General features: G+C 71.6%; 24 protein-coding genes and 1 tRNA gene. 7 read left to right on the forward strand and 18 right to left on the reverse strand.

Translation table 11 applies throughout. From position 1 onward, the window contains the following. Positions 1–62: 62 nt before the first annotated feature. Positions 63–138 (reverse strand) — tRNA-Gly (locus tag N538_RS0115350). Positions 139–263: 125 nt separating this feature from the next. On the opposite strand from N538_RS0115350, the gene dcd reads away from it, so the two are divergent. Further along, entirely contained in the window at positions 264–839 is a 576-nt protein-coding gene (gene dcd / locus N538_RS0115355; RefSeq protein WP_028638019.1) for a dCTP deaminase, read from the forward strand. Positions 840–867: 28 nt separating this feature from the next. Here the strand turns inward: dcd and N538_RS28555 are convergent, their stop codons facing one another. The 3 genes from N538_RS28555 to N538_RS0115370 form a co-directional block, all read right to left on the reverse strand. Further along, complete coding sequence (locus N538_RS28555; protein WP_155992126.1) at positions 868–1,023, reverse strand: hypothetical protein; 156 nt, start codon at positions 1,021–1,023, stop codon at positions 868–870. 41 nt (positions 1,024–1,064) lie between these two features. Continuing rightward, positions 1,065–1,889, reverse strand: coding sequence for a DUF4097 family beta strand repeat-containing protein (locus N538_RS25700; protein ID WP_051549335.1), 825 nt, complete (start codon positions 1,887–1,889; stop codon positions 1,065–1,067). An 81-nt stretch (positions 1,890–1,970) separates the two neighbouring features. Continuing rightward, positions 1,971–2,513, reverse strand: coding sequence for a pilus assembly protein HicB (locus N538_RS0115370; RefSeq protein ID WP_036570723.1), 543 nt, complete (start codon positions 2,511–2,513; stop codon positions 1,971–1,973). 152 nt (positions 2,514–2,665) lie between these two features. Here N538_RS0115370 and N538_RS0115375 point away from each other — a divergent pair, with 152 nt between their 5' ends. Together N538_RS0115375 and N538_RS25705 are read left to right on the forward strand one after the other, a co-directional pair. After that, positions 2,666–4,411, forward strand: coding sequence for a sodium:solute symporter family protein (locus N538_RS0115375; RefSeq protein ID WP_028638021.1), 1,746 nt, complete (start codon positions 2,666–2,668; stop codon positions 4,409–4,411). A gap of 10 nt (positions 4,412–4,421) precedes the next feature. After that, positions 4,422–4,703: a hypothetical protein gene (locus N538_RS25705; protein WP_051549336.1), complete on the forward strand. Its 282-nt coding sequence runs from the start codon at positions 4,422–4,424 to the stop codon at positions 4,701–4,703. On the opposite strand, the gene N538_RS29070 is transcribed toward N538_RS25705, so the two are convergent. The 7 genes from N538_RS29070 to N538_RS0115415 all read right to left on the reverse strand — a co-directional run bounded on the left by N538_RS29070 (position 4,688) and on the right by N538_RS0115415 (position 15,009). Next, the gene (locus tag N538_RS29070) at positions 4,688–5,641 is read right to left on the reverse strand and encodes a PASTA domain-containing protein (RefSeq protein ID WP_028638022.1); all 954 of its coding nucleotides are present in this window, start codon (positions 5,639–5,641) and stop codon (positions 4,688–4,690) included. The genes N538_RS25705 and N538_RS29070 overlap by 16 nt on opposite strands. 46 nt (positions 5,642–5,687) lie before the next feature. Beyond that, positions 5,688–8,681, reverse strand: coding sequence for a heterodisulfide reductase-related iron-sulfur binding cluster (locus N538_RS0115390; RefSeq protein ID WP_028638023.1), 2,994 nt, complete (start codon positions 8,679–8,681; stop codon positions 5,688–5,690). Between the two features lie 122 nt (positions 8,682–8,803). Next, positions 8,804–11,233 (reverse strand): hypothetical protein, encoded by a 2,430-nt coding sequence (locus N538_RS25710; protein ID WP_051549337.1) that lies wholly within the window; start codon positions 11,231–11,233, stop codon positions 8,804–8,806. Positions 11,234–11,324: 91 nt separating this feature from the next. Further along, on the reverse strand, positions 11,325–12,086 hold the full coding sequence (locus N538_RS0115400; protein ID WP_028638024.1) for an IclR family transcriptional regulator: 762 nt from the start codon (positions 12,084–12,086) through the stop codon (positions 11,325–11,327). 17 nt (positions 12,087–12,103) lie between these two features. Beyond that, positions 12,104–12,439, reverse strand: a complete 336-nt coding sequence (locus N538_RS25715; RefSeq protein WP_051549338.1) for a hypothetical protein — start codon at positions 12,437–12,439, stop codon at positions 12,104–12,106. 43 nt (positions 12,440–12,482) lie between these two features. Continuing rightward, positions 12,483–13,679: an MFS transporter gene (locus tag N538_RS0115410; protein ID WP_028638025.1), complete on the reverse strand. Its 1,197-nt coding sequence runs from the start codon at positions 13,677–13,679 to the stop codon at positions 12,483–12,485. 70 nt (positions 13,680–13,749) lie between these two features. After that, positions 13,750–15,009: a choice-of-anchor P family protein gene (locus tag N538_RS0115415; protein WP_155992130.1), complete on the reverse strand. Its 1,260-nt coding sequence runs from the start codon at positions 15,007–15,009 to the stop codon at positions 13,750–13,752. Positions 15,010–15,203: 194 nt separating this feature from the next. Between N538_RS0115415 and hutH the strand changes: the two genes are divergently transcribed. The 4 genes from hutH to N538_RS29360 all read left to right on the forward strand — a co-directional run bounded on the left by hutH (position 15,204) and on the right by N538_RS29360 (position 19,648). Next, positions 15,204–16,736 carry a histidine ammonia-lyase gene (gene hutH / locus N538_RS0115420; RefSeq protein ID WP_028638027.1) on the forward strand — a complete coding sequence of 511 codons (1,533 nt, stop codon included), beginning with the start codon at positions 15,204–15,206 and terminating at the stop codon, positions 16,734–16,736. Continuing rightward, entirely contained in the window at positions 16,733–18,376 is a 1,644-nt protein-coding gene (hutU, locus tag N538_RS0115425; RefSeq protein ID WP_028638028.1) for a urocanate hydratase, read from the forward strand. The genes hutH and hutU overlap by 4 nt, the downstream gene beginning before the upstream one ends. Positions 18,377–18,380: 4 nt before the next feature. Then, positions 18,381–19,391: a M48 family metallopeptidase gene (locus N538_RS25720; protein ID WP_036570727.1), complete on the forward strand. Its 1,011-nt coding sequence runs from the start codon at positions 18,381–18,383 to the stop codon at positions 19,389–19,391. A 116-nt stretch (positions 19,392–19,507) separates the two neighbouring features. After that, positions 19,508–19,648, forward strand: coding sequence for a hypothetical protein (locus tag N538_RS29360; protein ID WP_231496238.1), 141 nt, complete (start codon positions 19,508–19,510; stop codon positions 19,646–19,648). On the opposite strand, the gene N538_RS29075 is transcribed toward N538_RS29360, so the two are convergent. The 7 genes from N538_RS29075 to N538_RS0115470 all read right to left on the reverse strand — a co-directional run bounded on the left by N538_RS29075 (position 19,645) and on the right by N538_RS0115470 (position 26,100). Beyond that, positions 19,645–19,788, reverse strand: coding sequence for a hypothetical protein (locus tag N538_RS29075; RefSeq protein ID WP_197025357.1), 144 nt, complete (start codon positions 19,786–19,788; stop codon positions 19,645–19,647). The two genes, N538_RS29360 and N538_RS29075, sit on opposite strands and share 4 nt — an antisense overlap. Before the next feature lie 72 nt (positions 19,789–19,860). After that, positions 19,861–20,724, reverse strand: coding sequence for an HpcH/HpaI aldolase/citrate lyase family protein (locus N538_RS0115445; RefSeq protein WP_028638030.1), 864 nt, complete (start codon positions 20,722–20,724; stop codon positions 19,861–19,863). After that, the gene (locus N538_RS0115450) at positions 20,721–21,800 is read right to left on the reverse strand and encodes an HpcH/HpaI aldolase/citrate lyase family protein (protein ID WP_028638031.1); all 1,080 of its coding nucleotides are present in this window, start codon (positions 21,798–21,800) and stop codon (positions 20,721–20,723) included. Before N538_RS0115450 ends, N538_RS0115445 begins: the two co-directional genes overlap by 4 nt. Positions 21,801–21,852: 52 nt before the next feature. Beyond that, entirely contained in the window at positions 21,853–22,698 is an 846-nt protein-coding gene (locus N538_RS0115455; protein ID WP_028638032.1) for a 3-hydroxybutyryl-CoA dehydrogenase, read from the reverse strand. Further along, entirely contained in the window at positions 22,695–23,258 is a 564-nt protein-coding gene (locus N538_RS0115460; protein ID WP_036570730.1) for a J-domain-containing protein, read from the reverse strand. The genes N538_RS0115455 and N538_RS0115460 overlap by 4 nt, the downstream gene beginning before the upstream one ends. Positions 23,259–23,338: 80 nt before the next feature. Beyond that, positions 23,339–24,781 (reverse strand): MFS transporter, encoded by a 1,443-nt coding sequence (locus N538_RS0115465; protein WP_028638034.1) that lies wholly within the window; start codon positions 24,779–24,781, stop codon positions 23,339–23,341. Continuing rightward, positions 24,778–26,100 (reverse strand): M20 family peptidase, encoded by a 1,323-nt coding sequence (locus tag N538_RS0115470; protein ID WP_028638035.1) that lies wholly within the window; start codon positions 26,098–26,100, stop codon positions 24,778–24,780. Before N538_RS0115470 ends, N538_RS0115465 begins: the two co-directional genes overlap by 4 nt. Positions 26,101–26,171 lie beyond the last annotated feature (71 nt).

Consider the following 26,171-nt stretch of genomic DNA (forward strand, 5'->3'; position numbering starts at 1 on the left):
ACGAGACTCGAACTCGCGACATCGACGTCGCACGGAGTGTCGCGCTCGTGAGCGCAGGGGTGTGGAGCGGATGACGAGACTCGAACTCGCGACATCGACCTTGGGAAGGTCGCGCTCTACCAACTGAGCTACATCCGCATGACCGCTGGGGTCGCGGAGATACTAGTCGATAGGCCAGAGCGTCGGACGCTTCGGGTCGAGCCCGTCGCCGGCCGACCGGCCGGTCCGGACGGCGCCGGGCCGAGCGCCGGTAGGGTGCCAGCGTGCTGCTGTCTGACCGCGACATCCTGGCCGAGATCGATGCCGGCCGGGTCGCCCTCGAGCCCTACGACCCCGAGATGCTCCAGCCGTCGTCGATCGACGTCCGGCTGGACCGGTTCTTCCGGGTGTTCGAGAACCACAAGTACCCGCACATCGACCCCGCGGCGGACCAGTCCGACCTGACCCGGATGGTGGAGCCGGACGGCGACGACCCGTTCATCCTGCACCCGGGGGAGTTCGTGCTCGGGTCGACGTACGAGGTGGTGACGCTGCCCGACGACATCGCCGCCCGGGTCGAGGGCAAGTCGTCGCTCGGCCGGCTCGGCCTCCTGACGCACGCGACGGCCGGCTTCGTGGATCCGGGCTTCAGCGGGCACGTGACGCTGGAGCTCGCGAACGTCGCGACGCTGCCGATCAAGCTCTACCCGGGCATGAAGATCGGGCAGTTCTGCTTCTTCCGGCTCACGTCGCCGAGCCAGCACCCCTACGGCTCGGAGAAGTACGGCTCGCGCTACCAGGGCCAGCGCGGCCCGACCCCGTCGAAGTCGTTCCAGAACTTCCACCGCACGCGGATCTGAGGCCGGCTCGTCGGCCCGGCCGACGTGCTCAGCCCTCGATCCGGTCCGCGAACCGGCGCAGCCGCTGCGCGAGCAGGTGCCGGTGGGCGGTCGCGGGGATCTTGGGGGCGCTGGCGCGGGCGATCCGCTCGGCGAGCTGCTGGCGGTTGGCCTCGGACTCGAGGGCCAGGTTTCCGTACTCCATGACGTTGCTCCTCGGTGCTCGTGCTGGTGGGTTGGTGGTGGTCAGACCTGGGTCAGGACGATGTCGCCGCTGACGACCTTCGCCCGGACCTCGACGTGGTCGGCGCCCTCCTGGGGCTGACCGACGCCCTGGAGGGTGGAGCGGATCTCGCCCGAGACGGTGGAGATGTCGGTCCACACGGGTACGCCGGCCGGGACGCCCACGCGGACGTCGCCCGACGCGCCCTTGGCCGTCATCCGCCCGCGGCGCGCCGTGGTCACGACGACGTCGCCGGAGCCGGTGGTCACGCTGACGTCGCTGCCGGCCTCGCCGACCTTGATGTCGCCCGAGCCGGTCTTGACGACGACCGGCCCGTGGGTGGTCCACAGCTGGACGTCGCCGGAGCCGGTGCTGACCATCAGCGTCGCACCGGCGTCCACGACGAGGACGTCGCCGGAGCCGCTCTTGGCCTTGAGCTCGGCACGCGCCTCCTCGACCCGGATGTCCCCGGACCCGGTCTCGACGACGAGCGCACCATCGGCGGTGTCGACCTCGACGTCACCGGAGCCGCTCTTGATCTGGCCGACGCCGACCGTGCCGGTGACGGTGATGTCGGCGCTGCCGGTCCGGATCGAGAGCTCGCTGCCGGTCGGCAGCTCGACCGTGACCTCGAGGCGGTTGTCGGTGCCGAAGAACCCGCCCCGCTGCTTGGGCCCGATGACGCTGATGTGGTCGCCGTCCTGGCGGACCTGGACCTCGGCGGCGTCCCGACCGGAGATCGCGACATGGGTCTCGGTCGTGTCGGTCGCCGTGACCCGCACCGCGCCCTTGCCGATCTCGGTGAACAGGCGGACGGGCTGGTGGGTCTCGAAGTGGTACTCGGACATGGCTGTCTCCTGGGATGAGGGTGTGCTCGTCCACGGGTCCGGCCTGCTTGCCGGACCCGCGAGCTCGGGTGGGGGTGGGCGCTAGACCCAGCCGGTCATCCGGCGGTTCGCGCGCTTGCCGCCGAAGGGGTCGTTGCCGCTGAGGAACGGGATGCTGGACAGGTCGATGTCGACGTTGATCGCGCCCTCGCCGCGGGTGGCGGCGCGGACGACGTTGACCAGCCAGGTGTTGAGCGAGTGGCCGGAGCGCGCGGCCATCTCCTCGGCCCGGGTCTTGACCGACTCCGGGATGCGGAGGGTGATCCGGGCGACGTTGCCGTCGGACTCGTCGGACTCGTCGGTCGCGGCCGGTGCCGGAGGGGCCGCCTCGGCCGGTGCGGCCTCGGTCGTGTGCACCACGAAGTCGAGCTCGCGACCGCTGAGGCGGACGTCGACCCCGCCGTTCGCCATCTCGGCGGTGATCTCGGCGGCGGCCTGGCTGACCGCCTCCATGAGCGCGAGCCGGGCGGCCGGGTCGAGGGCGAACGCGAGGCGCTCGGTGGCCTCGCGGGCCTCGGGCCCGGCGGCCTCGGCGGCGGCGACCAGGTCCCGGCGGAGGCCCTCGACGTACGGCGTGATGTCCATGCGCATCACTCTGACATCACGCTGACATCATGTCAAGCACGATGTGACACCAGATGACGTCACGACGACGCCGCGCTGGTGCCGAGGTTTGTCCTCCGCGACATCGGGGCACGTCCACCGATGGTCTTCCCTCGGGTGTGAAAGGCGTCCCCATGCTGAGTCCGACAGTCCTGGCGAGCACCATCATCGATGCGAGCCCGGTCGACTACCTGATCGTCTTCCTCTACTTCGCCGTCGTGCTCGGCATCGGCCTGCTGGCCCGGCGGCAGATCTCCGACTCCCTCGACTTCTTCCTCTCGGGCCGCTCGCTGCCCGCGTGGGTCACCGGCCTGGCGTTCATCTCCGCCAACCTCGGCGCCGTGGAGATCATGGGCATGTCGGCGAACGGCGCCCAGTTCGGCATCCCCACGGTGCACTACTTCTGGATCGGCGCGATCCCCGCGATGCTCTTCCTCGGCGTCGTGATGATGCCGTTCTACTACGGCTCCAAGGTGCGGTCGGTCCCGGAGTTCATGTTCCGGCGGTTCGGCACCGGGGCGCACCTGGTCAACGCGATCTCGTTCGCGGTGGCGCAGCTCCTGATCGCGGGCATCAACCTGTTCCTGCTGGCCAGCATCGTGCACGCGCTGCTGGGCTGGCCGCAGTGGCTGACCCTCATCATCGCTGCCGCGATCGTGCTCTCCTACATCACGCTCGGTGGCCTGAGCGCCGCGATCTACAACGAGGTCCTGCAGTTCTTCGTGATCGTGGCGGCGCTGCTGCCCCTCACCCTGATCGGCCTGCACCGCATCGGTGGCTGGAGCGGCCTCAAGGACGGCATCACCAGCGCCGCTGACGCCCACCCCGACGCCATGGCGCCGGCCGCCGACCAGCTGAACTCGTGGCCCGGTACGGCGCTCACCGGCTTCTCCTCGGACTTCCTCTCGGTCGTCGGGATCGTGTTCGGCCTCGGGTTCGTGCTCTCCTTCGGCTACTGGACGACCAACTTCGTCGAGGTCCAGCGAGCGATGGCGTCGAACTCGCTGTCCTCGGCGCGCAAGGCCCCGATCATCGGTTCCTTCCCCAAGATGTTCGTCCCGTTCATCACGATCCTCCCGGGCATGATCGCCGCGGTCCTCGTCACCGAGGTGGCTCACGTCAAGGCCGGCGAATCGGTCGCGGGGGGCTCGTCGGGCGATGGGGTCACGTTCAACGACTCCCTGCTCTACCTGATGCGCGACGTACTGCCCAACGGGCTGCTCGGTGTCGCGATCGCCGGCCTGCTGGCCGCGTTCATGGCCGGCATGGCGGCGAACGTCTCGGCGTTCAACACGGTCTGGAGCTACGACCTCTGGCAGCGGTACATCGTCAAGGACCGCGAGGACAGCTACTACCTCGTCGTCGGCCGGATCGCGACCGTCGCGGCCGTGGTCATCGCGATCTTCACCGCCGGCCTGGCGTCGAACTACACGAACATCATGAACTACCTGCAGACGCTCTTCGGGTTCTTCAACGCACCGCTGTTCGCCACGTTCATCGTCGGCATGTTCTGGAAGCGGATGACGCCCACGGCCGGCTGGGTCGGGCTCGTGTCCGGCACGCTCGCGGCGGTCATCGTCGGCATCGCGAGCGAGGACGCACTCGGCTCGCTCAGCCAGGGCTGGATCGGCATCAGCGGCCAGGGCGCGTCGTTCGTCGCCGCCGGGGCCGCCTTCGTCGTCGACCTGGTGCTCAGCGTCGTCGTCTCGGGCTTCACCGAGCCGAAACCCGCCGATGAGCTGCGCGGGCTCGTCTACTCCGAGACCCCGCGCGAGGACCTCGTGGACCCGCACGAGAAGACGTACCCGTGGTACCAGCGCACGCTCCCGCTCGCGGGCATCTCGCTGGTGCTGGTCATCATCTTGAACGTGATCTTCTGAGGAGGCTGGGATGGCACGCATTCAGCACACTGCGGGGGTCTTCGACATCCGCAACGTCATCGGCGGCCTGATCGGCCTCTACGGGATCATCCTCACCCTGATGGGGCTGTTCGGTGACGAGGAGGGCGACAAGACCGGCGACGTGAACGCCAACCTCTGGGCCGGCCTGATGATGCTGGTCTTCGGCATCGCCTTCGTGACCTGGGCCCGGTGGCGCCCGGTGGTGGTCCAGGTCGACGAGACCGAGCCTCCCGCCGACCCGGGTCACGACCCGGGTCACGACGCGGGGTAGTAGGCGAGGGCGACGATCGAGTCGCCCTCGCGGTACACGTCGAGCCGCACCGGACAGCCGGTGCGGTCCGGCGACCGCACCAGGACCGAGAACGCGTCCGCCGTACCTGCCACGGACGGGTCCGGTACGCCGCAGCTGCCGAGCCCCTCGTCGGTGCGGGCGATCCGGATCGCGGGGATGGCGTACCGGAGCGGGTGCTCGGTGACCATCGCGACCTGGTCCGAGGCCCTCGCCAGGCCGCTGAGCACGCCGGTGCCCGCCCACGCCTCCGGTCGCTCGGCGTCCCTGCGGTCGAGGACGACCGGGGTCGCGTCCCCGGCGAACACGAAGACCCGGTCGGCGAACGGCGGCGGCCCGCCGCGGCCGTTGGCGAAGTCCAGCAGCTGCCACGCCGTCGCGCGGTCCTGGTAGTCGGTCAGGCAGGTCAGGCTCGCCGGCAGCGACGTGTAGACGGTGATCGGGTCCCCACGGTGGTACGCCGTGCCCGGGGCCGGGTCGCTCGCCACCACCCTGCCGAGCACCTCGCAGTCGCGCGCCCCCTCGACGGTCACGTCGAAACCGCGGCTCTCCAGGAAGTCCTCGGCGTCGGCGCCGTCGTACCCGAACAGCGACGGGACCTGGTCACCGCGCAGTCGGTCGGGGAGCGGCTGCTCGGGCCGGGTCACGGCGACGATCAGGGCGATCGCTGCGACGACTGCCAGGAGGGCGCCGACCCCGAGCCGACGCCGGGTGTCTTCACGCGGTGTGGCGCCGAGGACCGCGTCGTGCAGGGCGTCCAGGACGAGCGGGTCGGGGTCCTCGGCGCGTCTGATCGACCGGCGGTTCCCGTCCAGGACCCGCTGCACCACCGCCGGAGCCTCCTCGTCCGGGACGCCGAGGTCGACCGCCGCGCGCACCAGCGAGTGCCAGCGCGCGTCGAAGTACTCGCCGGGGTCCACCCTCCTAGCGTTCACCGCCCATGGCTGGACCGCCAGGTGTGACCGGTCAGAGGTCGAAGAGCGAGCCCGACTCGTTGATGTCCACGCCGGTCTTCGGCTGCTGCGCCTCGCCGCTCGCGGGCGGCTTCGGCTTCTCCTTCGACTCAGGCTCGGGCTCGGGCTCGGGCTCGGGCTCGGGCTCGGGCTCGAGCTCCTCCTCGGCCTGTGGCTCCTCGGCCTTCGGGGCCTCGGCTTCCGGGGCCTCGGCTTCCGGGGCCGCCGCGGGCTCGGGGGCGGCGATGTCGAAGAGCGACCCGCCCTCGGCGATCTCCGCGGTCGCGGGCGCCGCTGCCGTCGGCTCGGCCTTCTTCGGTGCCGCCTTCGGTGCTGCCTTCGGTGCTGCCTCCGGCGCGGGCTCGGCCTTCGCCTCCTGAGCGGCAGGCTCGTCGGTCGCGATGTCGAAGAGCGACCCGACCGTCGACCGCTCCGACTCCGGGGTGTCGCCGGCGATGTCGAACAGCGAGCCCACCGAGGCGGTGTCGCTGGCGACCTGGGTGACCTCGGTCTGGGTCTCGGCGGTCGGTTTCGCCTCCGCGGTGGCGTCGGTGTCCCCGCCCAGGTCGAACAGGGAGCCTCCGGAGGACGCCGGCTTCGCGGCCTGCGCCTCATCGGCGACCGACTTGTCCTCGGTGGCGGTCTCCGAGTCGGCCGGGGTGTCGAAGAGCGAGGAGCCGCCGGACGCCTTGGCCGCCGGACCGACGTCCGCGGTCTCGGTGACGGTGTCGGCGGTCTGCGTCTCGTCGCCGGCCTCCGGCTCGGCCTTCGTCTCGACCGTCGTACCGGCCGAGCGAGCCGCGGGGGCGCCACCGGCGCCGGGCGCGAGCCTGGTCGCCCGCTCACCCTTGACCGAGGCGAGCAGCATCTGCGCGACGTCGAGGACCTCGACCTCCTCGCGCGCCTCGCCCTTGGCCTGCTGGGCGGTCAGCCCGTCGGACAGCATCACCCGGCAGTAGGGGCAGCCGACGGCGATCTGGTCCGCGCCGGTGCCGACGGCCTCGACGGTGCGGTTGACGTTGATCCGCTCGCCGATGTTCTCCTCCATCCACATCCGGGCGCCACCGGCGCCGCAGCAGAAGGACCGCTCGCTGTTCCGCTCCATCTCGACGAGCTCCGCGCCCGGCAGCACCTGGAGCAGCTCGCGCGGCGGCGAGTAGACGCCGTTGTGGCGGCCGATGTAGCACGGGTCGTGGTAGGTGATCGTGCGCTTCTTGGCGCCCTCGCCGTCGCGGACCGGCGTCAGCTTCCCTTCACGGACGAGCCGGTTCAGCAGCTGGGTGTGGTGCACCACCTCCAGCTCGATGCCGAACTCCTTGTACTCGTTCTTGAGCGTGTTGAAGCAGTGGGCGCAGGTCGAGACGACCTTCTTGACCTTGAACTCCTTGAAGGTCTCGACGTTCTGTGCCGCCAGGCCCTGGAAGACGAACTCGTTGCCGGCCCGCCGCGCGGAGTCACCGGTGCAGGTCTCGCCGTTGCCCAGGACGCCGAAGCTCACGCCGGCGATGTCGAGCAGCTCCGCGACCGCACGCGTGGTCTTCTTCGCCCGGTCCTCGTAGGCGCCGGCGCAGCCGACCCAGAACAGCCACTCGACCTCGTCGAGCGACTCGAGGTCGTCGCCGACGACCTTGACCTCGAAGTCGAGGTCCTTGGCCCAGTCCATGCGCGCCTTCGGCGACATGTTCCACGGGTTGCCGTTGTTCTCCAGGCCGCGGAACAGCTGGTTGAGCTCGCTCGGGAAGTTCGACTCGACCAGCACCTGGTAGCGGCGCATGTCGACGATGTGGTCGACGTGCTCGATGTCGACCGGGCACTGCTGCACGCACGCGCCGCAGGTGACGCAGGACCACAGCACGTCGGGGTCGATGACGCCGGCGCCGCTGTCGGGCATGTAGAACCAGTCCTCACCCGTGTCGCCGACCAGCGGGCGCTCGACCTCCAGCGTGAGCGTGTCGTTGCCCTCGAGGGTGGCCTCGCGCTTGTCCTCGGCCGCCAGCAGGTACGGCGCCTTCCGGAAGGTGGCGTCGCGCAGGGCCATGATCAGCAGCTTCGGCGACAGCGGCTTCTCGGTGTTCCAGGCCGGGCACTGGGACTGGCAGCGGCCGCACTCGGTGCAGGTCGCGAAGTCCAGGACGCCCTTCCAGGAGAAGTCCTCCACCGCGCCCACGCCCAGCTTCGCGTCCTCGTCGAGGTCGTCGATGTCGTCGAGGGTGACCGGCTTGCCGGCCGAGACCAGCGGCTTCACCGCACCGAGCGCGACCGGCTCGCGACCGAAGAGCACGTTGATCGGCGCCATGAAGATGTGCAGGTGCTTGGAGTTCAGCACGAAGATCAGGAACACCAGCATCACGCCGATGTGCAGGAGCAGGCCGATGCCGATCAGGGCGGTGCTGTCCGGCAGCACCGTGCCGAGGCCGTAGGAGACGAACGCCGCCTTGCCGTAGCCGTTGCCGGTGCCCATGTCGCGCGCCTGGACGGCGCCGCGGAACAGGAACATCGTCCACACGACGTTGAAGATCATGAACAGCGTGAAGTACGCCGGGCCGAGGTGCGAGCCGAAGAAGCGGGACCTGCGGCCCAGCTGCCGGGGCTGGTTCCGCAGCCGGATCGCCCAGAAGACCACCAGGCCGAGGGTGCACATCACCGCGATGAAGTCCTGCAGGAAGCCGAGCACGGCCCAGTTGCCGAAGACGAACCAGCTCCACTCCGGGTTGCGCGTGAGCAGGACCGCGTAGGCCTCGAGGTAGACCGTCGCCAGGATGAAGAAGGCCCACATCACGAAGAAGTGGGCGGTGCCCGGCACGGTCCACTTCAGCATCTTCCGCTGACCGAACACCTCGACGACCTGGCGCTTGACCGCCGCGCCGAGGCGCCCGGTCACGCCCGCGACCCGGTCCGGGGCGGGCTGGCCCGACGTGATCAGCCGGTACAGGAACCAGATCCGCTTCCCTGCGATCGGCAGGGCGATCGCGTTGATCACGAGGCCCAGGATCAGCGTTGCAGTCACTCGTCGACTCCCTGTCGGCTGGTCGTTCGGTCGCGCCGGGGTGCGCGACCGTGAGCCTATTCGCCGGCTCCGGCCACGTCAGCGCCCGGAGGACGTGAGAAGGATCCTACCGGCTGGTAACTTCAGGTCCGGCGCAGCCCGGTCACCCGGCCGGTGCCGGAGAACGTCACCGTGACCGTCACCTTCGGGTCACCGGGCGCCTTCGCGCAGAACGAGTACGTCGAGCCGAGCCGCTCGTACGGCTGCCCGACCGCCTCCATCACCTGCTTGGTCGTCATCCCCCGGTGGATCAACGCGGTCGCCCGGTCGACGCCCTTGCGCAGCTCGGGGTTGCGGCACGAGTCGGGTGCGATGCCCTCCGCGCGCTCCCACATCTGGAGGTACGCCTCGGCACCACGCTCCATGTCGGCCTCGATCCGCGCGCCGTCGCCCTTCTGCTCGGACTCCGCGACCTCGGTGAGGTCCTGGATCCAGTCCGGGTAGAGGCCGTACTGCGCGACGCCGTCGACGTTGATGTCGTAGACCCGCTCGCCGGCGTGCTGCTGCTCGACGGTCACGCCGCCGAGGCCCGTGAACGGATAGCTGACCGGGTTCGGCACGTCGGCGCCACGGGGGTCGCCCTGTGCGCCGAGTCCGTTCATGTCGGCGCCGTACCCGATGCCCCAGTAGTAGCGCGGGTCGGCCCAGCCGACGTGCGCCTTCCACTTCTCCACGAATCCGGTCGAGTCGCCGGCGTACGGCGTGATGAAGCCGCCCTCCTCGTAGATCCGCGGGTAGGCGTCCGGCGTCGACCAGGAGTGGCTGGAGACGACGCCGTGGTAGCCCAGGTCGTCGATCTGGTCGAGGGCCGCGGTCCGCGCCTTCACGCTCATGTGGTCGGGGTCGAAGATGATGTGCTCCCGGGCGAGCTTGCGGATCGTGTACTCGCCGAGGGTGGTCAGGCCGCGGGAGTTGCAGTGGTCCGGGGGCGGGTAGACCGGCGCCGCCGGCAGGTTCAGCGGGCCGAACAGCTCGGCGACCGCCCCGAAGAGCGCGTCCTGCTGGCCGGCTGAGATGTCGGGGGCCGCCAGCTGGTTGTGGTCGTGCGCGCCCGGGATGTCGGGGTCGCAGTGCTGCATGTCCCAGTACGTCCCGGTCTCGAGGAAGTTCGCGGAGTTCACCGCGGCGCCGACCTCGCCCTCGTCGCCGGCGATGCCGGACAGCGCGTTGTCGAACTTGTTGACCAGCTCCATCTGGCGGACGCCGAGCTTCTTCACCTCGTCGACCTGGCGGGAGATGTCGTCGACGTCGCAGGCCGGCACGTCGCCGCCGGGCTCGGCCTTGAACGTGCAGCCGAACGGGACGCTGGTCTCGATGCCCATGATCACGGCCATCTTCCCGGCATTGATCACCTTCCGGGCCTGCCACGGGTTGCGGACGATCCGGTAGAAGCCCTTGCCCGGGCCGCCGAACTGGGCGTCGATGTAGTCCTGCATCTGGTACATGTCCGACGCCTGGAGCCGGATCGAGTCCATGTCGTCGCAGGAGTTGTGCTTGATCGGGTAGAGCTGGCACAGCTGGTTGTTCTCGACCAGCAGGTTCACGAAGATCCGCTGCCCGCCACGCCAGGACCGCTCGAGCCACCGGTAGTAGGTGCCCTCGTGGGTGAGCGAGTTCGGCGCCGGCCAGTCCTTGAACGTCGGCCAGCCGACCGGGTCGTGGTGCGGCTCGCCGGAGAGCACCGACTCGAGCACGCCGCCGTACCCGCCGGTGGCGGTGTGGTCGGGGCAGTCGACCAGTGCGTACGGCGCGCCGTACTGGTCCCAGGGCTTGCCGCAGTGCGCGTCGCCGCCGAGGAACTCGAAGGCCATGCCGTGGGTGTGCGCGTCGACGTACCCCCGGACCTCCTGGTACGGCGTGATGCCGGCGTGCGGCCGGCCGCGGACGTCGATCTGCGACTCGGGGTACGCCGTGCAGCCCGTCGTCAGCGTCGGCCGGAAGCTGCGGGCGCCGTCGACCTCGAGGGCGCCGGTCGCGTTCTGGAACGAGTAGCGACCGGTGCCGACCCTGGCGATCCGCCAGACGGTCTCGGCGCTCGGCGCGTCCGGTCGGTCGCCCTCGGCGACCACGAAGCGACGGTCGGCGTCGTAGATGAGGTACCGGCCGAGGTCGGTCGGCTTGAAGTAGAGCGGCTCGCCGCCGGGGGTGAGCGAGTAGCACCCGTTGGCCAGCGCGTACCGGTCCTCCGGGTGCTCGAGCCGCTTCTCCGTCACCGGGACGCTGGTGAGCTGGGGGTCGGGGAGCTCGCGCTCCCGCTCGACGTACGCCGCGGCAGCAGCCTTCTCGGCGGCGGTGGTCGGGTCCCTGGTCACGTCACCGAGCTCGCCGGCGCGCGAGATCGCGTTCTTGTCGGCCTCGAGGCTGCCGAGCGCGTTCTGCGCGAAGGCGTAGCGCTGGTTCAGCCCGCCCGCGCGCAGGCCGGTGGCGCCGCCGAGCGAGATCGCCACGGCCACGGCGGTCGTGCCGGCCAGCGTGGCCCAGATCAGGCGGCGGGTGGTGGGGCGGACGGTCACCGGCGGAGCTCCTTCGCGTGCGAGTGCCCCTCCAACGAGCGGAGCGGGACCGGGTGATGGTTCCCGGTGCCCGCCCCCGGCGAACCGAGGTCTAGCCCGGCGGCGTCACCGTCCCGCTGATCCGACGGGTCAGCAGGCCGGCGGTGTGTGTGACGGCCTCCGGGAGGCCGTCGGCGTCCGAGTCGTCGGGGTAGGTCACCGCCACGGCGGCGACCGGGTGCCGGTTGTGGTCGAGCACGGCGACCGCGACGCTCGCGAGCCCGGGCGTGACCTCGCCGTCCTCGACGGCGTACCCGCGCTGCCGGGTGTCGGACAGCAGCGCCCGCAGCGCGCTGGGGGCAGCCGGCCCGCGGCCGTGCCGCTCCACGAACTCCGTGGCCGACGGGTACAGCGCCCGCACCTGGCTGGCGGGCAGCCTCGCGAGGATCGCGCGCCCGCTCGCGGTCAGGTGGGCCGGCAGCCGCACCCCGACGTCGGTCACCAGTGGCGGGCGACGCGGTGCGCGCTCCTCGACGACGTACAGGACCTCGCGGCCGTGCAGGATCGCGAGGTGCGCCGACTGCGCGACCCGGTCGACGAGGTCGGCGAGTGGGCGGCGGGCGATGCGCTGGAGCGGCTCCTGGCGCGCGTACCCGCTGCCGAGCTCGAACGCCGCCGGGCCGAGGCCGAAGCGGTGCTCGTCGGCGAGGTGCACGACGAAGCCCTCCTCCTCCATCACGTGGAGGAGGTGGTACGTCGTGCTGCGCGGCAGCTCGCACGCGCGCATGATCCGGTCGAGCGGGACCGGGTCGGGCTGGCCGGCCAGGAACCGCAGCACCCGCAGCGCCCTGGTCGCAGCGGGCACCTGGCTCATGGCGCGAGACTAGGGCCCTAGCTCGAGCGGTGCCGTCCCTCGGGGTCGATCTGTTCGGCCTCACGCAGGACGTCCTCCTGGCGGGCCTCCTCCTGGTGCAGGCCGTGGGTGGCCTCGGTCGCCCGCTGCTCGGCGCGCTCCGCCTCGGCGCGGGCGATCTCCGCGCGGGCCTCGGCCTCCGCGGCCTCCTGGCGCGCGACGTCGACCGAGGGCTCGTGGGCGGCGGCCTTGGTGCGCAGCTCTGCGGCCCGCTGGCGGTTCTGCTCCTGGCGGCGCCGGTTCAGCGTCACGACGACGGCGGCGATGATCGCCAGGATCACGACGATCACGATGATCCACACGATGACCTTCATCTGTTCTCCCTCTGTCTGGTCCCCGACGACGCCGTACCCCCTGTCAGCTCAGTTCACGCTCCTCGCGGACCGGTACCAGCGGCAGGGCGGCCAGGGGGAAGGCCGCCGCGAGCGCGAACGTCGCGGCGTACCCGGCGTGGGTGACGGCCAGCCCGGCCAGCGGTGGGACGGCGGAGGCGGCCAGGAACTGGGCGGTGTTCTGGATGCCGAGGGCGCGCCCGGACCAGAACGGGCCGGCCCGCTCCGCGACCGCGGTGAACGCGAGCCCGTTGTCGGCGACGGTCACCAGCGTCGCCACCACGACGAGCAGGACGGCGACCGCCAGGTCGAGCGCGGCGGTGAGGCCGAGCAGCGCCATCGTCGCGGCCGCGGCGACCGACACCCAGCGCAGCGGCCGCATCCGGCCGCCGACCACGTCGGAGAGGTGGCCCACCCCGATCCGGCCGAGCGCGCCGACGACCTGGGCGACCGCGACCACGGTGCCCGCCGCGGCGGGCGACCAGTCCCGGTCCTGCACGAGCCAGACGAGGGCGAAGGTCCAGACGAGGAACTGCGGCACGACGAGCAGCACGGAGACACCGTGGATGCGGGCGAGGTAGGAGTCGCGGCGGTACGGGTTCTCCGCCGCGGCCACCGCCGACCGCTCCGGTCGCGGGGGGTCGACGACGACGACCGCGACCACGAGGGCCGCGAGGGCGCATGCGATGGTCGGCACCCAGATGGCGGCGTGCACGCCGGCGCCGTCGGCGACGACGGCGATCGAGATGGCGGCGACGCCGACGCCGACGGGCTGCGCCATCTGCCGGACGCCCATCGCGAGCCCGCGCCGCTCGGGCGGGAACCAGCCCACGACCACCCGCCCGCCGGCGGCATTCGTGCTCGCGGCGGCCGCGCCGGCGAGGAACAGCGTGACCACGAGCAGCGCCGTACCGCCGGAGAGGGCGGCCGCGAGCCCCGCGGCCGTGGTCGCGGCGAGCCCGGTGAGGAGGGTGAAGCGCTCGCCGCGCCGGTCCGCGACCGCGCCCCACGCCACCAGCGTGAGCATCACGCCGAGCGTCGGTGACGCGGCCACCAGGCCGGCCTCGGCGAGGGTCAGGCCGCTCGCGTGCAGCGCCGGGATGAGGAACGCCGGGCCGTGCACCATCACCGCGGTCGCGGCCTGGGCGAACGTGCTCGCGGCCAGCATCGCCCAACGACGCGCGGCGCCGACGGCGTGCGCGGGGCCGAGCGTCTGGGTCACCCGACCCAGTCAACTCTCCCGCGCACGGCGTACGGCGCCGCGTCTCGTGGAGTGGTGTGTGAGAAAGCCGTCAGCGGATCTTGGCCTGGGCCACGCCCAGGTCGATCACCGCGCCGGTGCCGTCGAGCAGCGTGATCCGCAGGGCCACCACGGAGATGCCGAACTTCGACTTCTGGACGATGTTGCGCTCGAGCTTCGCCACGCCCGGGATCTCGATGACGTCGGAGTCGGGGAAGCTCTGCGGCTCGCCGTTGGCGGTGATGGTGCCGAGCGTCGTGCCGTCGGTGTTCGAGGTGGTCTTGCCGTTCTGGCGGGTGACGTTGGCCTGTCCGACGACGGCGTCGACGACGAGCTGTCCGTCACCGAGGTCGAGACCGGCCACCGAGCCGCGCTCCATCGCCACGCTCTTGCCCGGGAGCTGCTTGCCCGACTGCTGGCTGCGCAGGCCTTGGACGATGATCTGGTCGCCGAGGTCCACGTCGGCGATCGCCTTCGTGTGCACCTCGCCGTCGGTGCCCTGGCAGGGCATCAGCGAGAGCGGGGTCCGCCCGCTGGTGACGCTGTCGTCCGCGGCCTTCGACCGGGTGGCCGAGGAGTAGCCGTGGAACGTGCCGTGCTTGATGCCGTCGAGCGCCTGGGCCGCCGCGTGGCCGACCGTGAGCCGGGTCGCCGACGGGATGAAGGTGACCCGGAGCGCGTTCGACTCGGCGGTCGCCCCGCTGTCGGCGACGGTCTTCTTGGACTGGCCGACGGTGATCCTGGCCAGGCCGGGGATCTCGACCGGCTGGCCGGGCGTCGGCAGCTCCAGCTCCTGCGCGTCACCGGTCGGCGACACGAACTGCAGCTCGCCGAGGTTCACCTTGGTCTCGGCGTGGAAACCCTTGTCGTCGTGCCAGGCGTGGGCGAGCGAGGTGATCGCGCTGATCCGGAGGGTGCCGAGCCCGCTCTGGGCGAGGACGACGTTCGCGGTGCGGTTGCGGGCGTACGAGTGGACACCACCGTCCTTGCGGGCGGTCCACAGGTCGGTGCGCACGCCGCTGACAGTGCCGGCGCCGCCCGGCAGGGCGGCCTGCGCCTCGTGGTTCTCGCGCTCCATCCCGACCTTGGTGCCACAGCCGATCGCCATGAAGGCGGTGTCGCGCGAGCCGGCGGGGACCTGGCCGCCGCTGGCGCGCGTGCCGTAGCCCGCGGCCTTGAGTGCGAAGCCGGCCTCGCGGCTGCTGCGCTCGATGGCCGTCTGCGCCGTGGCCGTGCCGGAGGCGGCCGTCAGGCCACCGGTCAGTAAGGTCGTAGCGGCGATCACCGCGGCCGTTCTGGTGAGGCGTGTCATCTGCTGGTGCTCCCTGTGGTCGCGGCGTCCCCCGTGCAGGTCCCCGACGCCGAGTCGTCTGGTGTGTGGCTGTTGTTCCCCCCAACGGACCGTTCCATACCCGCGTTATGCCGGCGTGACGCACGTCTCGGATGCCAGACATCGGCCGGGGCGGCGCTCTGGTGGGGTGCCGGGGCGGGCAGGAGGATGGCGGCATGGTCACTGTAGGAGTGGGGCCGGTGTCGCCCCAGGAGCTCGTGGCGGTCGCCCGCGACGGTCAGCCCGTCCAGCTGGGCGAGGATGCGCTGGCGGCGATCGCCCGCGCTCGCGACGTCGTCGAGGAGCTGGCCGCGGCGGAGACCCCGACGTACGGCGTCTCGACCGGGTTCGGCGCCTTGGCGACCCGCCACATCCCGACCGGGATGCGCGCCCAGCTGCAGCGCTCGCTGGTCCGCTCGCACGCCGCAGGCTCCGGGCCCGAGGTCGAGCGCGAGGTGGTGCGCGCGCTGATGCTGCTGCGGCTGTCGACCCTGGCGACCGGTCGCACCGGCATCCGGGTGGAGACCGCCCAGCTGCTCGCCGGCCTGCTCGCGCACGGCATCACGCCGGTGGTGCGGGAGTACGGCTCGCTCGGCTGCTCCGGCGACCTGGCACCGCTCTCGCACTGTGCGCTCGCGCTGATGGGCGAGGGCAGCGTGCGCGACGCCTCCGGCGCGCTGCTGCCCGCCGCCGAGGCGCTCTCCGCGGCCGGCCTGGAGCCGGTGGAGCTCGCCGCCAAGGAGGGGCTGGCGCTGATCAACGGCACCGACGGCATGCTCGGCATGCTGGTGCTGGCGATCGAGGACCTGCGGATGCTGCTGCGCACCGCGGACATCGCCGCGGCGATGTCGGTGGAGGGCCAGCTCGGCACCGACCGGGTGTTCGCACCGGAGCTGCAGGCGATCCGGCCGCACCCGGGCCAGGCACTGTCCGCCGCCAACCTCACGCGACTGCTCGCCGACTCCGGCGTCGTCGCCTCGCACCGGGGCCCGGACTGCAACCGGGTGCAGGACGCCTACTCGCTGCGGTGCTCGCCGCAGGTGCACGGCGCCGCCCGCGACACCGTGGACCACGCCGCGCTCGTCGCCGGCCGCGAGCTCGCCGCGGCCGTGGACAACCCCGTCGTCGTCGGCGACCGCGTCGAGTCGAACGGCAACTTCCACGGCGCGCCCGTGGCGTACGTGCTCGACTTCCTCGCCATCGTCGCCGCGGACGTGGCCTCGATCAGCGAACGGCGTACCGACCGCTTCCTCGACAAGGCACGCAACCACGGGCTGCCGCCGTTCCTCGCCGACGACCCGGGCGTCGACAGCGGGCACATGATCGCCCAGTACACGCAGGCCGCGATCGTGTCCGAGCTGAAGCGGCTCGCCGTACCCGCCTCGGTCGACTCGATCCCCTCCAGCGCCATGCAGGAGGACCACGTGTCGATGGGATGGTCCGCCGCGCGCAAGCTCCGTCGCGCCGTCGACGGGCTGACCCGGGTGGTCGCGATCGAGGTGCTGACCGCCGCCCGCGCGCTCGACCTGCGCGCGCCGCTGGTGCCGTCGCCGGCGACCGCTGCCGTCGTCGGCCTGCTCCGCTCCTCCGGCATCGAGGGCCCCGGCCCCGACCGCCACCTGTCGCCCGAGATCGAGACCGCCGTCGGGCTGGTCGCGTCGGGCGCCGTCCTCTCAGCCGCCGAGTCCGTGATCGGAGAACTGTCGTGAAGGAAGTACGTGCCGCCCGTGGCACCGAGCTGACCGCCCGGTCGTGGCAGACCGAGGCCCCCCTGCGGATGCTGATGAACAACCTCGACCCCGAGGTGGCCGAGCGCCCGGAGGACCTGGTCGTGTACGGCGGCACGGGCAAGGCCGCCCGCTCGTGGGAGGCGTACGACGCGCTGGTGCGCACCCTCACGACGCTCGGCGACGACGAGACGATGCTCGTGCAGTCCGGCAAGCCGGTCGGCGTGATGAGGACGCACCCGTGGGCGCCGCGGGTGCTGATCGCGAACTCGAACCTGGTCGGCGACTGGGCGAACTGGGAGGAGTTCCGCCGGCTCGAGGACCTCGGCCTCACGATGTACGGCCAGATGACCGCCGGGTCGTGGATCTACATCGGCACCCAGGGCATCCTCCAGGGCACCTTCGAGACCTTCGCGGCCGTCGCCGACAAGAAGTTCGGCGGGACGCTGGCCGGCACTATCACCGTGACCGCCGGCCTCGGCGGGATGGGCGGCGCGCAGCCCCTGGCGGTGACCATGAACGACGGCGTCGCGATCTGCATCGAGTGCGACGACTCGCGCATCCAGCGCCGGATCGACCACCGCTACCTCGACGTCCGAGCCGCCTCGCTGAAGGAGGCCGTCGAGTTGGCGGTCGCCGCGCGGGACGAGCGTCGCGGGCTCTCGATCGGGGTGCTCGGCAACGCGGCCGAGCTGCTGCCGCGGCTGCTCGAGATGGAGGCGCCGATCGACGTCGTCACCGACCAGACCTCGGCGCACGACCCGCTCTTCTACCTGCCGGCCGGGGTGCCGTTCGAGGAGTGGGAGGCGCGGCGTACCGCCGACCCCGAGGGCTTCACCAAGGAGGCCCAGGCCTCGATGGCCACCCACGTCCGGGCGATGGTCGAGTTCCAGGACCGGGGCGCCGAGGTCTTCGACTACGGCAACTCGATCCGTGACGAGGCGCGCAAGGGCGGCTACGACCGCGCCTTCGAGTTCCCGGGCTTCGTCCCGGCCTACATCCGGCCGCTGTTCTGCGAGGGCAAGGGCCCGTTCCGCTGGGCCGCCCTGTCCGGCGACCCCGCCGACATCGCCGCGACGGACCGCGCGATCCTCGAGCTCTTCCCGGAGAACGAGCGGCTGCGGAAGTGGATCACGATGGCCCAGGAGAGGGTCCACTTCCAGGGCCTGCCGGCGCGGATCTGCTGGCTCGGGTACGGCGAGCGCCACCTCGCCGGCCTCAAGTTCAACGAGATGGTGGCGTCGGGCGAGCTGAAGGCGCCGATCGTGATCGGCCGCGACCACCTCGACTGCGGGTCGGTCGCGTCGCCGTACCGCGAGACCGAGGCGATGCTCGACGGCTCGGACGCCATCGCGGACTGGGCGATCCTGAACGCGCTGGTGAACACCGCGTCGGGCGCGACCTGGGTGTCGTTCCACCACGGTGGTGGCGTCGGCATGGGTCGCTCGCTGCACGCCGGCCAGGTCTGCGTCGCCGACGGGACCCCGCTCGCGGCCGAGAAGATCGAGCGGGTGCTCACCAACGACCCGGGCATGGGCGTGATCCGCCACGTGGACGCCGGCTACGACCGCGCGGTGGAGGTCGCGAACGACCGCGGCGTTCGGATTCCCGTGTCAGAGTGAGCGCGTGACGACCCAACCGGTCCGGTCCCGGGCCACGCTGACCGACATCAGCTCCCGCGCGTGGGAGCACCCCGCCGACCGGGGCGCGCTGGTCGCGCTGCGGAAGCTCAAGGGCTTCGACACGATCCTCAAGGCGATGGCCGGGCTCTTCAACGAGCGCGCCGTGCGCCTGGTGTTCCTGGGCTCGGCCGTCCGCGCGGACGAGCGCCAGTTCGCGAACCTGCACCGGATCCTCAGCGAGGTCGGCCGCACGCTCGACGCGCCGGAGCTGCCCGAGCTGTACGTCGTCGCCAACCCGGCGTTCGGCGCCCTCACGATCGGCATGAACAAGCCGTTCATCGTGCTCAACTCGGGACTCGTGGACCTGCTCGACGAGGAGGAGCTGCGCTTCGTCGTCGCCCACGAGCTCGGCCACGCGATGAGCGGCCACGCGGTCTACCAGACCCTGCTGCAGCGGATGATCCAGCTCAGCGGCGTGCTCGCGGCGATCCCCGCAGGTGGCCTCGGGCTGCGCGCGATCATGGCGGCGCTGTACGAGTGGTCGCGCAAGGCCGAGCTGTCCGCCGACCGCGCCGGCCTGCTCGCGACCCAGGACCCGGCGACGGCGTTCCGCGTGCACATGCAGCTCGCCAGCGGCGGTCACCTCGACGACCTGGACACGACGTCGTTCTTCGCCCAGGGCCAGGAGTACGACGACGCCGACCTGCGCGACTCCGTGCTCAAGCTGCTCCTGATCGAGAACCGCTCGCACCCGTTCGCCGTGGTGCGGGCGAGCGAGCTCCGCAAGTGGGTCGACTCCGGCGAGTACACGCGGATCCTCACGGGTGAGTACCCCCGCCGGCAGGACGACGACCAGGCGAAGGTGACCGAGGCCGCGGCCGAGGCGGCGCGCAGCTACTCCGACGCCTTCAGGCAGAGCCAGGACGCGCTCGGCAAGATGGTGCACGACGTCGCCGGAGTGCTCGGCAGCGTGAAGCTCTGGCTGGACGAGCAGCTGCGCCGGGGCCAGGACTGAGCGGCTCCCGCAGCCTCGTCGAGCTCCTCGACCGGTTCCCTGAGGGCTGGTCCGAGGCGACGTACGACGGCCGCCGGTACGGCGTCACCAAGACGCTGCGTGCCGGCGGCCGTGCGGTGTCGCTGTACGCCGAGGCCCTGGACGGCTCCGACGTGGTCAGCACCAACGCGTACCTGACGACGGTGGCCCAGGAGCTCCGCCCGTGCGAGATGCCCGCGGCGAAGGTCCTGGACTTCCTGGAGCGCGCGGAGCGCTAGTAGACCCTCCGCCGGGTGCCGCCCATCGGCACCAGGTTCAGGATCAGGCCGACGACCAGCAGGATCGCGCCGATGGTGGTGAGCACCGGGATGTTCGCCAGCAGGCCGATGATCAAGAGGATCAGACCGAGAATCACCATTTCCGTACCTCCCTGTGAGTGTCCCAGGAGGTGCGTACCCAGCGCGGCGTCCGCCGCAAACCTTCCGGTGGATCAGCCCAGGGCCCGGATCGCCTCGTCGATCGCGAGCGTGCGACGGGCGGACTCCACGTGGAGGTTCTCGACCATCCTGCCGTGGTAGGTGACCACGCCAGAGCCCTGCCCGTCCTCGAACGCGGCGATCAGGCCGCGCGCGTCCTCGACGGCCTGCTCGGAGGGGGCGAAGGCGGCGTTGGCGCCGTCGACCTGGCCGGGGTGGATGAGGGTCTTGCCGTCGAAGCCCATCTCGCGGCCCTGCCGGCACTCCGCGAGGAAGCCGTCGGTGTCCTGCACGTCGTTGTAGACGCCGTCGAGGATCGCGATGCCGGCGGCGCGCGCTGCCAGCAGCGCGGTGTGCAGGCTGGGAAGGATCGGGGCGCGGCCGGGCACGTGCTCGGCGTACAGCTCCTTGACCAGGTCGTTGGTGCCCATCACCAGCGTGCTGAGCCGCTCGGACGCGCGGGCGATCGCGAGCGCGTCGAGGATCGCGACCGGCGTCTCGACCATCGCCCAGACGGTGGTGTGGTCCGGGGCGCCGTACCGCTCGAGCGCGTCGACGAGCTGCTGCACCTCGGCGGCGCTGTCGACCTTGGGCACGACGACCGCGGCCGGGCCGGCCTGCGCGGCGGCCGCGAGGTCGGCCTCGTGCCACTCGGTGCCGATGCCGTTGACGCGGATGGTGACGGTGCGCCGGCCGTAGTCGCCGCTGGCGGCGGCCGCGCAGGCGGCCTCCCGCGCCGCCGGCTTGGCGTCCGGGGCGACGGCGTCCTCGAGGTCGAGGATCAGGCCGTCGCAGGCGATGGACTTCGCCTTCTCCAGCGCGCGCTCGTTCGAGCTCGGCATGTAGAGGACGCTGCGGAGGGGAAGGAAGTCGCTCACGCCTCCACCTCGTCGTACTGCTTCTTCAGCTCGGGGTCGATGGCGGCGAGCTGCTCCGCGAGCTCGACCATCACCAGGCACTGCTTGAGGGACGCGTCGTCCTCCATCTTGCCGTCGAGCATCACCGCACCGGTGCCGTCGCCCATCGCGGCGACCACGCGCCGCGCGTGCGCGACGTCGGCGACGCTGGGGCTGAAGACACGGTTGGCGATGGTGACCTGCTTGGGGTGCAGGCTCCAGGCGCCCACGCAGCCGAGCAGGTAGGCGTTGCGGAACTGGTCCTCGCACGCGACCACGTCGGCGATGTCGCCGAACGGGCCGTAGTAGGGGTAGATCCCGTGCATCGCGCACGCGTCGACCATCCGCGCGATCGTGTAGTGCCACAGGTCCTGCTGGTACGTCGCGCGGCTGGCCTCGATGTTCGCCACGCCGTTCTCGCTCGGCGGGTCCTCGCGGACCAGGTAGCCGGGGTGACCGCCGCCGACCCGCGTGGTCTTCATCCGCCGGTCGGCGGCGAGGTCGGCCGGGCCGAGGGAGACGCCCTGCATGCGCGGGCTGGCGCCGCAGATCTCCTCGACGTTCGCGACGCCGCGGGCGGTCTCGAGGATCGCGTGCACGAGGACCGGCTTCTGCAGGCCGGCCCTGGCCTCGAGCTGGGCGAGCAGCCGGTCGACGTAGTGGATGTCCTCGGCGCCCTGCACCTTCGGCACCATCACGACGTCGAGCTTGTCGCCGATCTGCGGGACGAGCGTGGTGAGGTCGTCGAGGACCCACGGGCTGTCGAGCGCGTTGACGCGGGTCCACAGCTGGGTCGGGCCGAAGTCGGTCTCCTGGGCGATCTTCACCAGGCCGTCCCGGGCGGCGACCTTGTTGTCGGCCTTGATCGCGTCCTCGAGGTTGCCGAGCAGCACGTCGACGGTGCCCACCATGTCCGGCACCTTCGCGGCCATCTTCGGGTTGCTCGGGTCGAAGAAGTGGATCGCCCGGCTGGGCCGCGCCGGGATCTCGGTGAGGGGGGTCGGTGCGCCCACCGCCAGGGGCCGGAAGAAGTCCTTCGCGCTGCGGGATCCGCTCATGCGCCGGAACGTAGCAGCGGATCGCTACCCGTCGGTATGACGGATCTGACAGTCAGCCGTAGGTGTAGAAGCCGCGGCCGGTCTTCCGGCCGAGCAGGCCGGCGTCGACCATGCGCTGCAGGAGCGGCGGGGCGGCGTACAGCGGCTCCTTGAACTCCTCGTACAACGACTCCGCGACCGCCTTCGTGGTGTCCAGGCCGATCAGGTCGGCCAGCGCCAAGGGACCCTGCGGGTGCGCGGCGCCGAGCACCAGGCCGCGGTCGATGTCCTCGGCGGAGGCGAAGCCGGACTCGAACATCCGGATCGCGGAGAGGATGAACGGGATCAGCAGCGCGTTGACCACGAAGCCGGCGCGGTCCTGGCAGTCGATCGCCTGCTTGCCCAGCCCGTCCTGCACCCACGCCCGCGACCGCTCGGTCGTGTCGCCGGAGGTGAGCAGGGAGGGCACCAGCTCGACCAGCTGGAGCACCGGCACCGGGTTGAAGAAGTGGATGCCGATGACCTGCTGGGGCCGCGAGGTCACCACGCCCAGCTTCATGATCGGGATCGAGGAGGTGTTGGAGGCGAGGATCGCGTCCGGGGTCGTGACGATCGTGTCGAGCTGCCGGAACAGCGCGACCTTGGCGGCCTCGTCCTCGACGATCGCCTCGACCACGACGTCGCGGTCGGCGACGGCGTCCAGGTCGGTGACGACCCGGACCCGGCCCAGGACCTCGTCGACCGAGTCGATCTTGCCCTTCGCGGCGGCGCGCTCCAGCGACCTCTCCAGCCGGCCGAGCGCGGCCTTCGCCGCTTCCTCGCCGGACTCGACGACCACCACGTCCTGGCCGGCGCGCGCACTGACCTCGGCGATGCCGGAGCCCATCAGGCCGCCGCCGACCACACCCATGTTCTTCATGACCCTCCCTCGGGACGTCTCCTCCGGAGATTCCACCAGTGCCGCTCACGGGGAGGTACGGCGGGCTCCGTACGCCGGCTCCGTCGTGCCTCGCGACGCTCCCGCCAGGCGGCCACGGTGGCCTCCACGTCCCGCGGCATCGTGATCAGCGGCGGGCCAGGGTGCAGCGAGTACCTGGCCCGGACCACCCTGGCGTTGAAGTCCTCGACGTGCCGGCGCACCTCCCCCTCGGAGAACAGCTTGTCCAGCGCGTCGTCGAGCTCGGCGTCCTCCTTGCGGAGCGCGATGCTCGGCGGCAGCACGGTGATCCGCTCCCGCTCGACCAGCTTCTTCAGCCACCAGTCCGGGTCGTGGTGCTCGCCCAGGCCCTCGATCGGCTTCCCGGCCCCGGGGAGGTTCTCGAACTCGCCACGCTCCATCGCCTGCCGGATCTGCAGGTCCACCCAGGTCTGCTGCTGCTCGATGCGCGCCCGGGCGGCCGCCGATCCCGACGCGGGCACGTCCCTGCGCTCGGGACCGCGATCCGGACGGCCCTCCGACCTCTCCTCGCTCTCGGGCACTCTTCGACGATAGTCCCTGCCGAAACTGCTCCCGGCCGGGCCGATCGAGAGCATTTTCGCCAGGGACTACCGGAAACCGCCTACCGCAGGGCGGGCGTGGGCTCCTCGGCGACGTGCCGGGGCAGCATCAGGAGGGCGAACGCCGCGAGCAGGGCAGCGACGGCGCACACGGTCCAGACGGTGAGGTAGCCGGAGAGCGGGGCATGTCCCTTCGCCGGGTCCGCGATCGAGCCGGTGGCCGAGAGCGCGATCGCGAAGATCGCGGAGGCCATTGCGCCGCCGACGGTCTTGGTCGCGTTCGTCATCCCGGTCGCGAAGCCGGTCCGCTCCGGCGGTGCCGCGGCGGCCGCGGTGGCCGGCAGCGCCGCGACGAGCGCGCCCGAGCCGAGACCGGCGACGGCCATGTTGATCAGCGCCTGCCAGGTGTGGTCGTGGAACGGCAGCCACAGCGCGTACCCGACGGCGACCAGCAGCGCCGACGTCACCAGCGCGCCGCGCGCGCCCAGGAGCCGCGTCGTCAGCGGCAGCGTGAACGCGCCGACCGCCAGGAAGATCACGTACACCCCGATCAACGTCGAGACGAAGCCGGCGGTCGCGCCGAGGCCGTAGCCGGCGACGTCCGGGTCGGTGCGGGCGAACGTCGACAGCGGGATCTGCGCCCCGAGCACCGACATGCCGAACAGGAACGCCGTCAGCTGCACCGGCCACTGACCGGGCGCGCGGAGCAGGCCGATGTCCACCAGCGGCTGCTCCTGGGCCTCCTCGTAGCGGACGAACGGCACCAGGGCCAGCAGGCCGAGGACGACCAGGCCCCAGGCCGGCACGCTGCCGGGGCCGTCGAGGCGGATCACGATCAGGCCGGCCATCACCAGGCCGAGCGCGGTCGTCAGCAGGGCCAGGCCGCCGAGGTCGAGCCCGCCGGTCGACGTACCGGGAGCGTCCTCGATGCCGAACCAGATCACCACGAGCACGACCGTCACGACGATCGCCGGCAACGCCAGGAGGAACGTCATCGACGTCGCCTCGACCAGGGCGCCGCTGGTCACCGCGCCGATGATCACGGCCAGCTCGAGGGCCCCGACGAGGACGGCGGCACCCCGGCGGGTGAGCAGGTTCTGCCGACCGGTGTCGGCCGTACGCCGGTGGATGATCGCGACCTCGAGCGGCAGCCACACGACGTACGCGCCCTGGACGGCGAAGCCGATGAGGAACGTCGTGAACGACGGCGCGAACGCCAGGATCCACGAGCCGAGCGCGGTGACCGCGGTGGAGAGCAGCAGCACCTTCTTGTGGCCGACCAGGTCGCCGAGCCGGGCCAGCGGAGGTACGACGAGCGCGGACACGATGAGCTGGGCCGCCTCGAACCAGTTGACGTCGGCGTCCTTGATGTCGAGGTGGTCGGCGATGTCGCTGTAGATGGGCGTGTAGAACCCCTGGAGCACACCGCTGGCGAGCTCGACGCAGACGAGGAACCCGACGATCGCGAGGAGGCTCCGCGCCCGGGGGTCGGCCGTGATGCTCACTCGGGGATCCTCTCGATCAGGCGCTGGTACCACCGCACGCCGTCGACGAAGGCGTCGACCCCGAGGTGCTCGTCGTACGCGTGGATCGACTCCCGCTGGGCCTTCGTCATCCGGAACGGCGCGAACCGGTAGACCCGGGTGCAGATCCGGGTGAAGAACCGCGAGTCGGTGGCCGCCATCATGACGTACGGCGCGGGTACGGCGTCGGGGAACACCTCGCGGATCGTGGCCTCGAGCAGCCCGAACGCCTCGTCCATCGGCGACACCGGGCTCGGTTCGTGCTGGTCGACCACGCTCACCCGGACCTGGTCGTCGTCGATCGTCCGCCGGACGTGCTCGAGGACCGAGGCGACCGTGTCGCCGACCATGATCCTAACGTTCACCCCGGCCCGCGCCGTGCTCGCGATGACGTTGAGCGCGGGCGACCCGGACAGCGTCGTGATCGCGAACGTCGTCCGGGTCATGGCGGCCGGCTCGGGGCCGGCCGCGATCAGCACCCGGGTCAGCAGCGGGCCCAGCCGCCCGGCGTTCGCCATCAGCGGCCGCAGCGCGGCGGACGCGTGCGGCGCCAGCCGGCGGAGCAGCTCGACGGTCGGCTCGGGGGTGCTCGCGGACATCTGGTGGCGGTCCAGGCGGGTGATGGCACGCGCCAGTCGGGCGGTCGGGCCGTTCCTGGCTGGGGTCGACGCGTGCCCGCCGCGGCCCTCGACCCGCAGCTCGAGGGAGGTCACCCCCTTCTCCGTCACGCCGATCACGCCGATCGGGGCGGCCACGCCGGGGAAGGCCTCGGCCGCGATCGCGCCACCCTCGTCGAGGACGAACCACGGGCGTACGCCGCGCCGCTCCAGCTCTGCCACGGCGAGCGGAGCCGCGTCGCCCGAGACCTCCTCGTTGCAGCCGAAGGACAGCCAGACGTCCTGCGCGGGCACGAAGTCCTGCTCGAGCAGGGTCTCGACCGCCTCGCACGCCGCGACCAGCTGACCCTTGTCGTCCAGGGTCCCGCGGCCCCAGACCGCGCCGTCGTGGATCTCGGCGCCGAACGGCGGGTGCGTCCACCGCTCCTCGTCGTCGACGGGTACGACGTCGAGGTGGGCCATCAGCACCACCGGCCGGTCGGCGCTCCGCCCGGGCCAGTGGAACAGCAGGCCGTGGGTGTCGACGGGGGTCGGCTCGAGCCGCTCGTGCAGCAGCGGGAACTGCGTGGCCAGCTCGGCCAGGAACGCGTCGAACACGCCGACGTCGACGAGGCTGCGGTCGCGGTGCGAGACGGTCGGGATCCGGACCAGGGCCTGCAGCTTCTCGACTCCGCGGTGCGTCACGGCCCGAGGCTAGTCCGTCTCGGATGCGAGACCCGCGGTACGGCGCGGTCGTTGACCGCGGGACGTCGCCC

The organism is Nocardioides sp. URHA0032 (genome assembly GCF_000620645.1).
Classification (GTDB): domain Bacteria; phylum Actinomycetota; class Actinomycetes; order Propionibacteriales; family Nocardioidaceae; genus Nocardioides.

Coding starts and splice junctions, on each gene's coding strand:
- N538_RS28555 (WP_155992126.1), bottom strand. CDS start 1,023: ATGGAGTACGGAAACCTGGCCCTCGAGTCCGAGGCCAACCGCCAGCAG.
- N538_RS25700 (WP_051549335.1), bottom strand. CDS start 1,889: ATGTCCGAGTACCACTTCGAGACCCACCAGCCCGTCCGCCTGTTCACC.
- N538_RS0115370 (WP_036570723.1), bottom strand. CDS start 2,513: ATGGACATCACGCCGTACGTCGAGGGCCTCCGCCGGGACCTGGTCGCC.
- N538_RS0115375 (WP_028638021.1), top strand. CDS start 2,666: ATGCTGAGTCCGACAGTCCTGGCGAGCACCATCATCGATGCGAGCCCG.
- N538_RS25705 (WP_051549336.1), top strand. CDS start 4,422: ATGGCACGCATTCAGCACACTGCGGGGGTCTTCGACATCCGCAACGTC.
- N538_RS0115400 (WP_028638024.1), bottom strand. CDS start 12,086: ATGAGCCAGGTGCCCGCTGCGACCAGGGCGCTGCGGGTGCTGCGGTTC.
- N538_RS25715 (WP_051549338.1), bottom strand. CDS start 12,439: ATGAAGGTCATCGTGTGGATCATCGTGATCGTCGTGATCCTGGCGATC.
- N538_RS0115415 (WP_155992130.1), bottom strand. CDS start 15,009: ATGACACGCCTCACCAGAACGGCCGCGGTGATCGCCGCTACGACCTTA.
- hutH (WP_028638027.1), top strand. CDS start 15,204: ATGGTCACTGTAGGAGTGGGGCCGGTGTCGCCCCAGGAGCTCGTGGCG.
- N538_RS29075 (WP_197025357.1), bottom strand. CDS start 19,788: ATGGTGATTCTCGGTCTGATCCTCTTGATCATCGGCCTGCTGGCGAAC.
- N538_RS0115450 (WP_028638031.1), bottom strand. CDS start 21,800: ATGAGCGGATCCCGCAGCGCGAAGGACTTCTTCCGGCCCCTGGCGGTG.
- N538_RS0115455 (WP_028638032.1), bottom strand. CDS start 22,698: ATGAAGAACATGGGTGTGGTCGGCGGCGGCCTGATGGGCTCCGGCATC.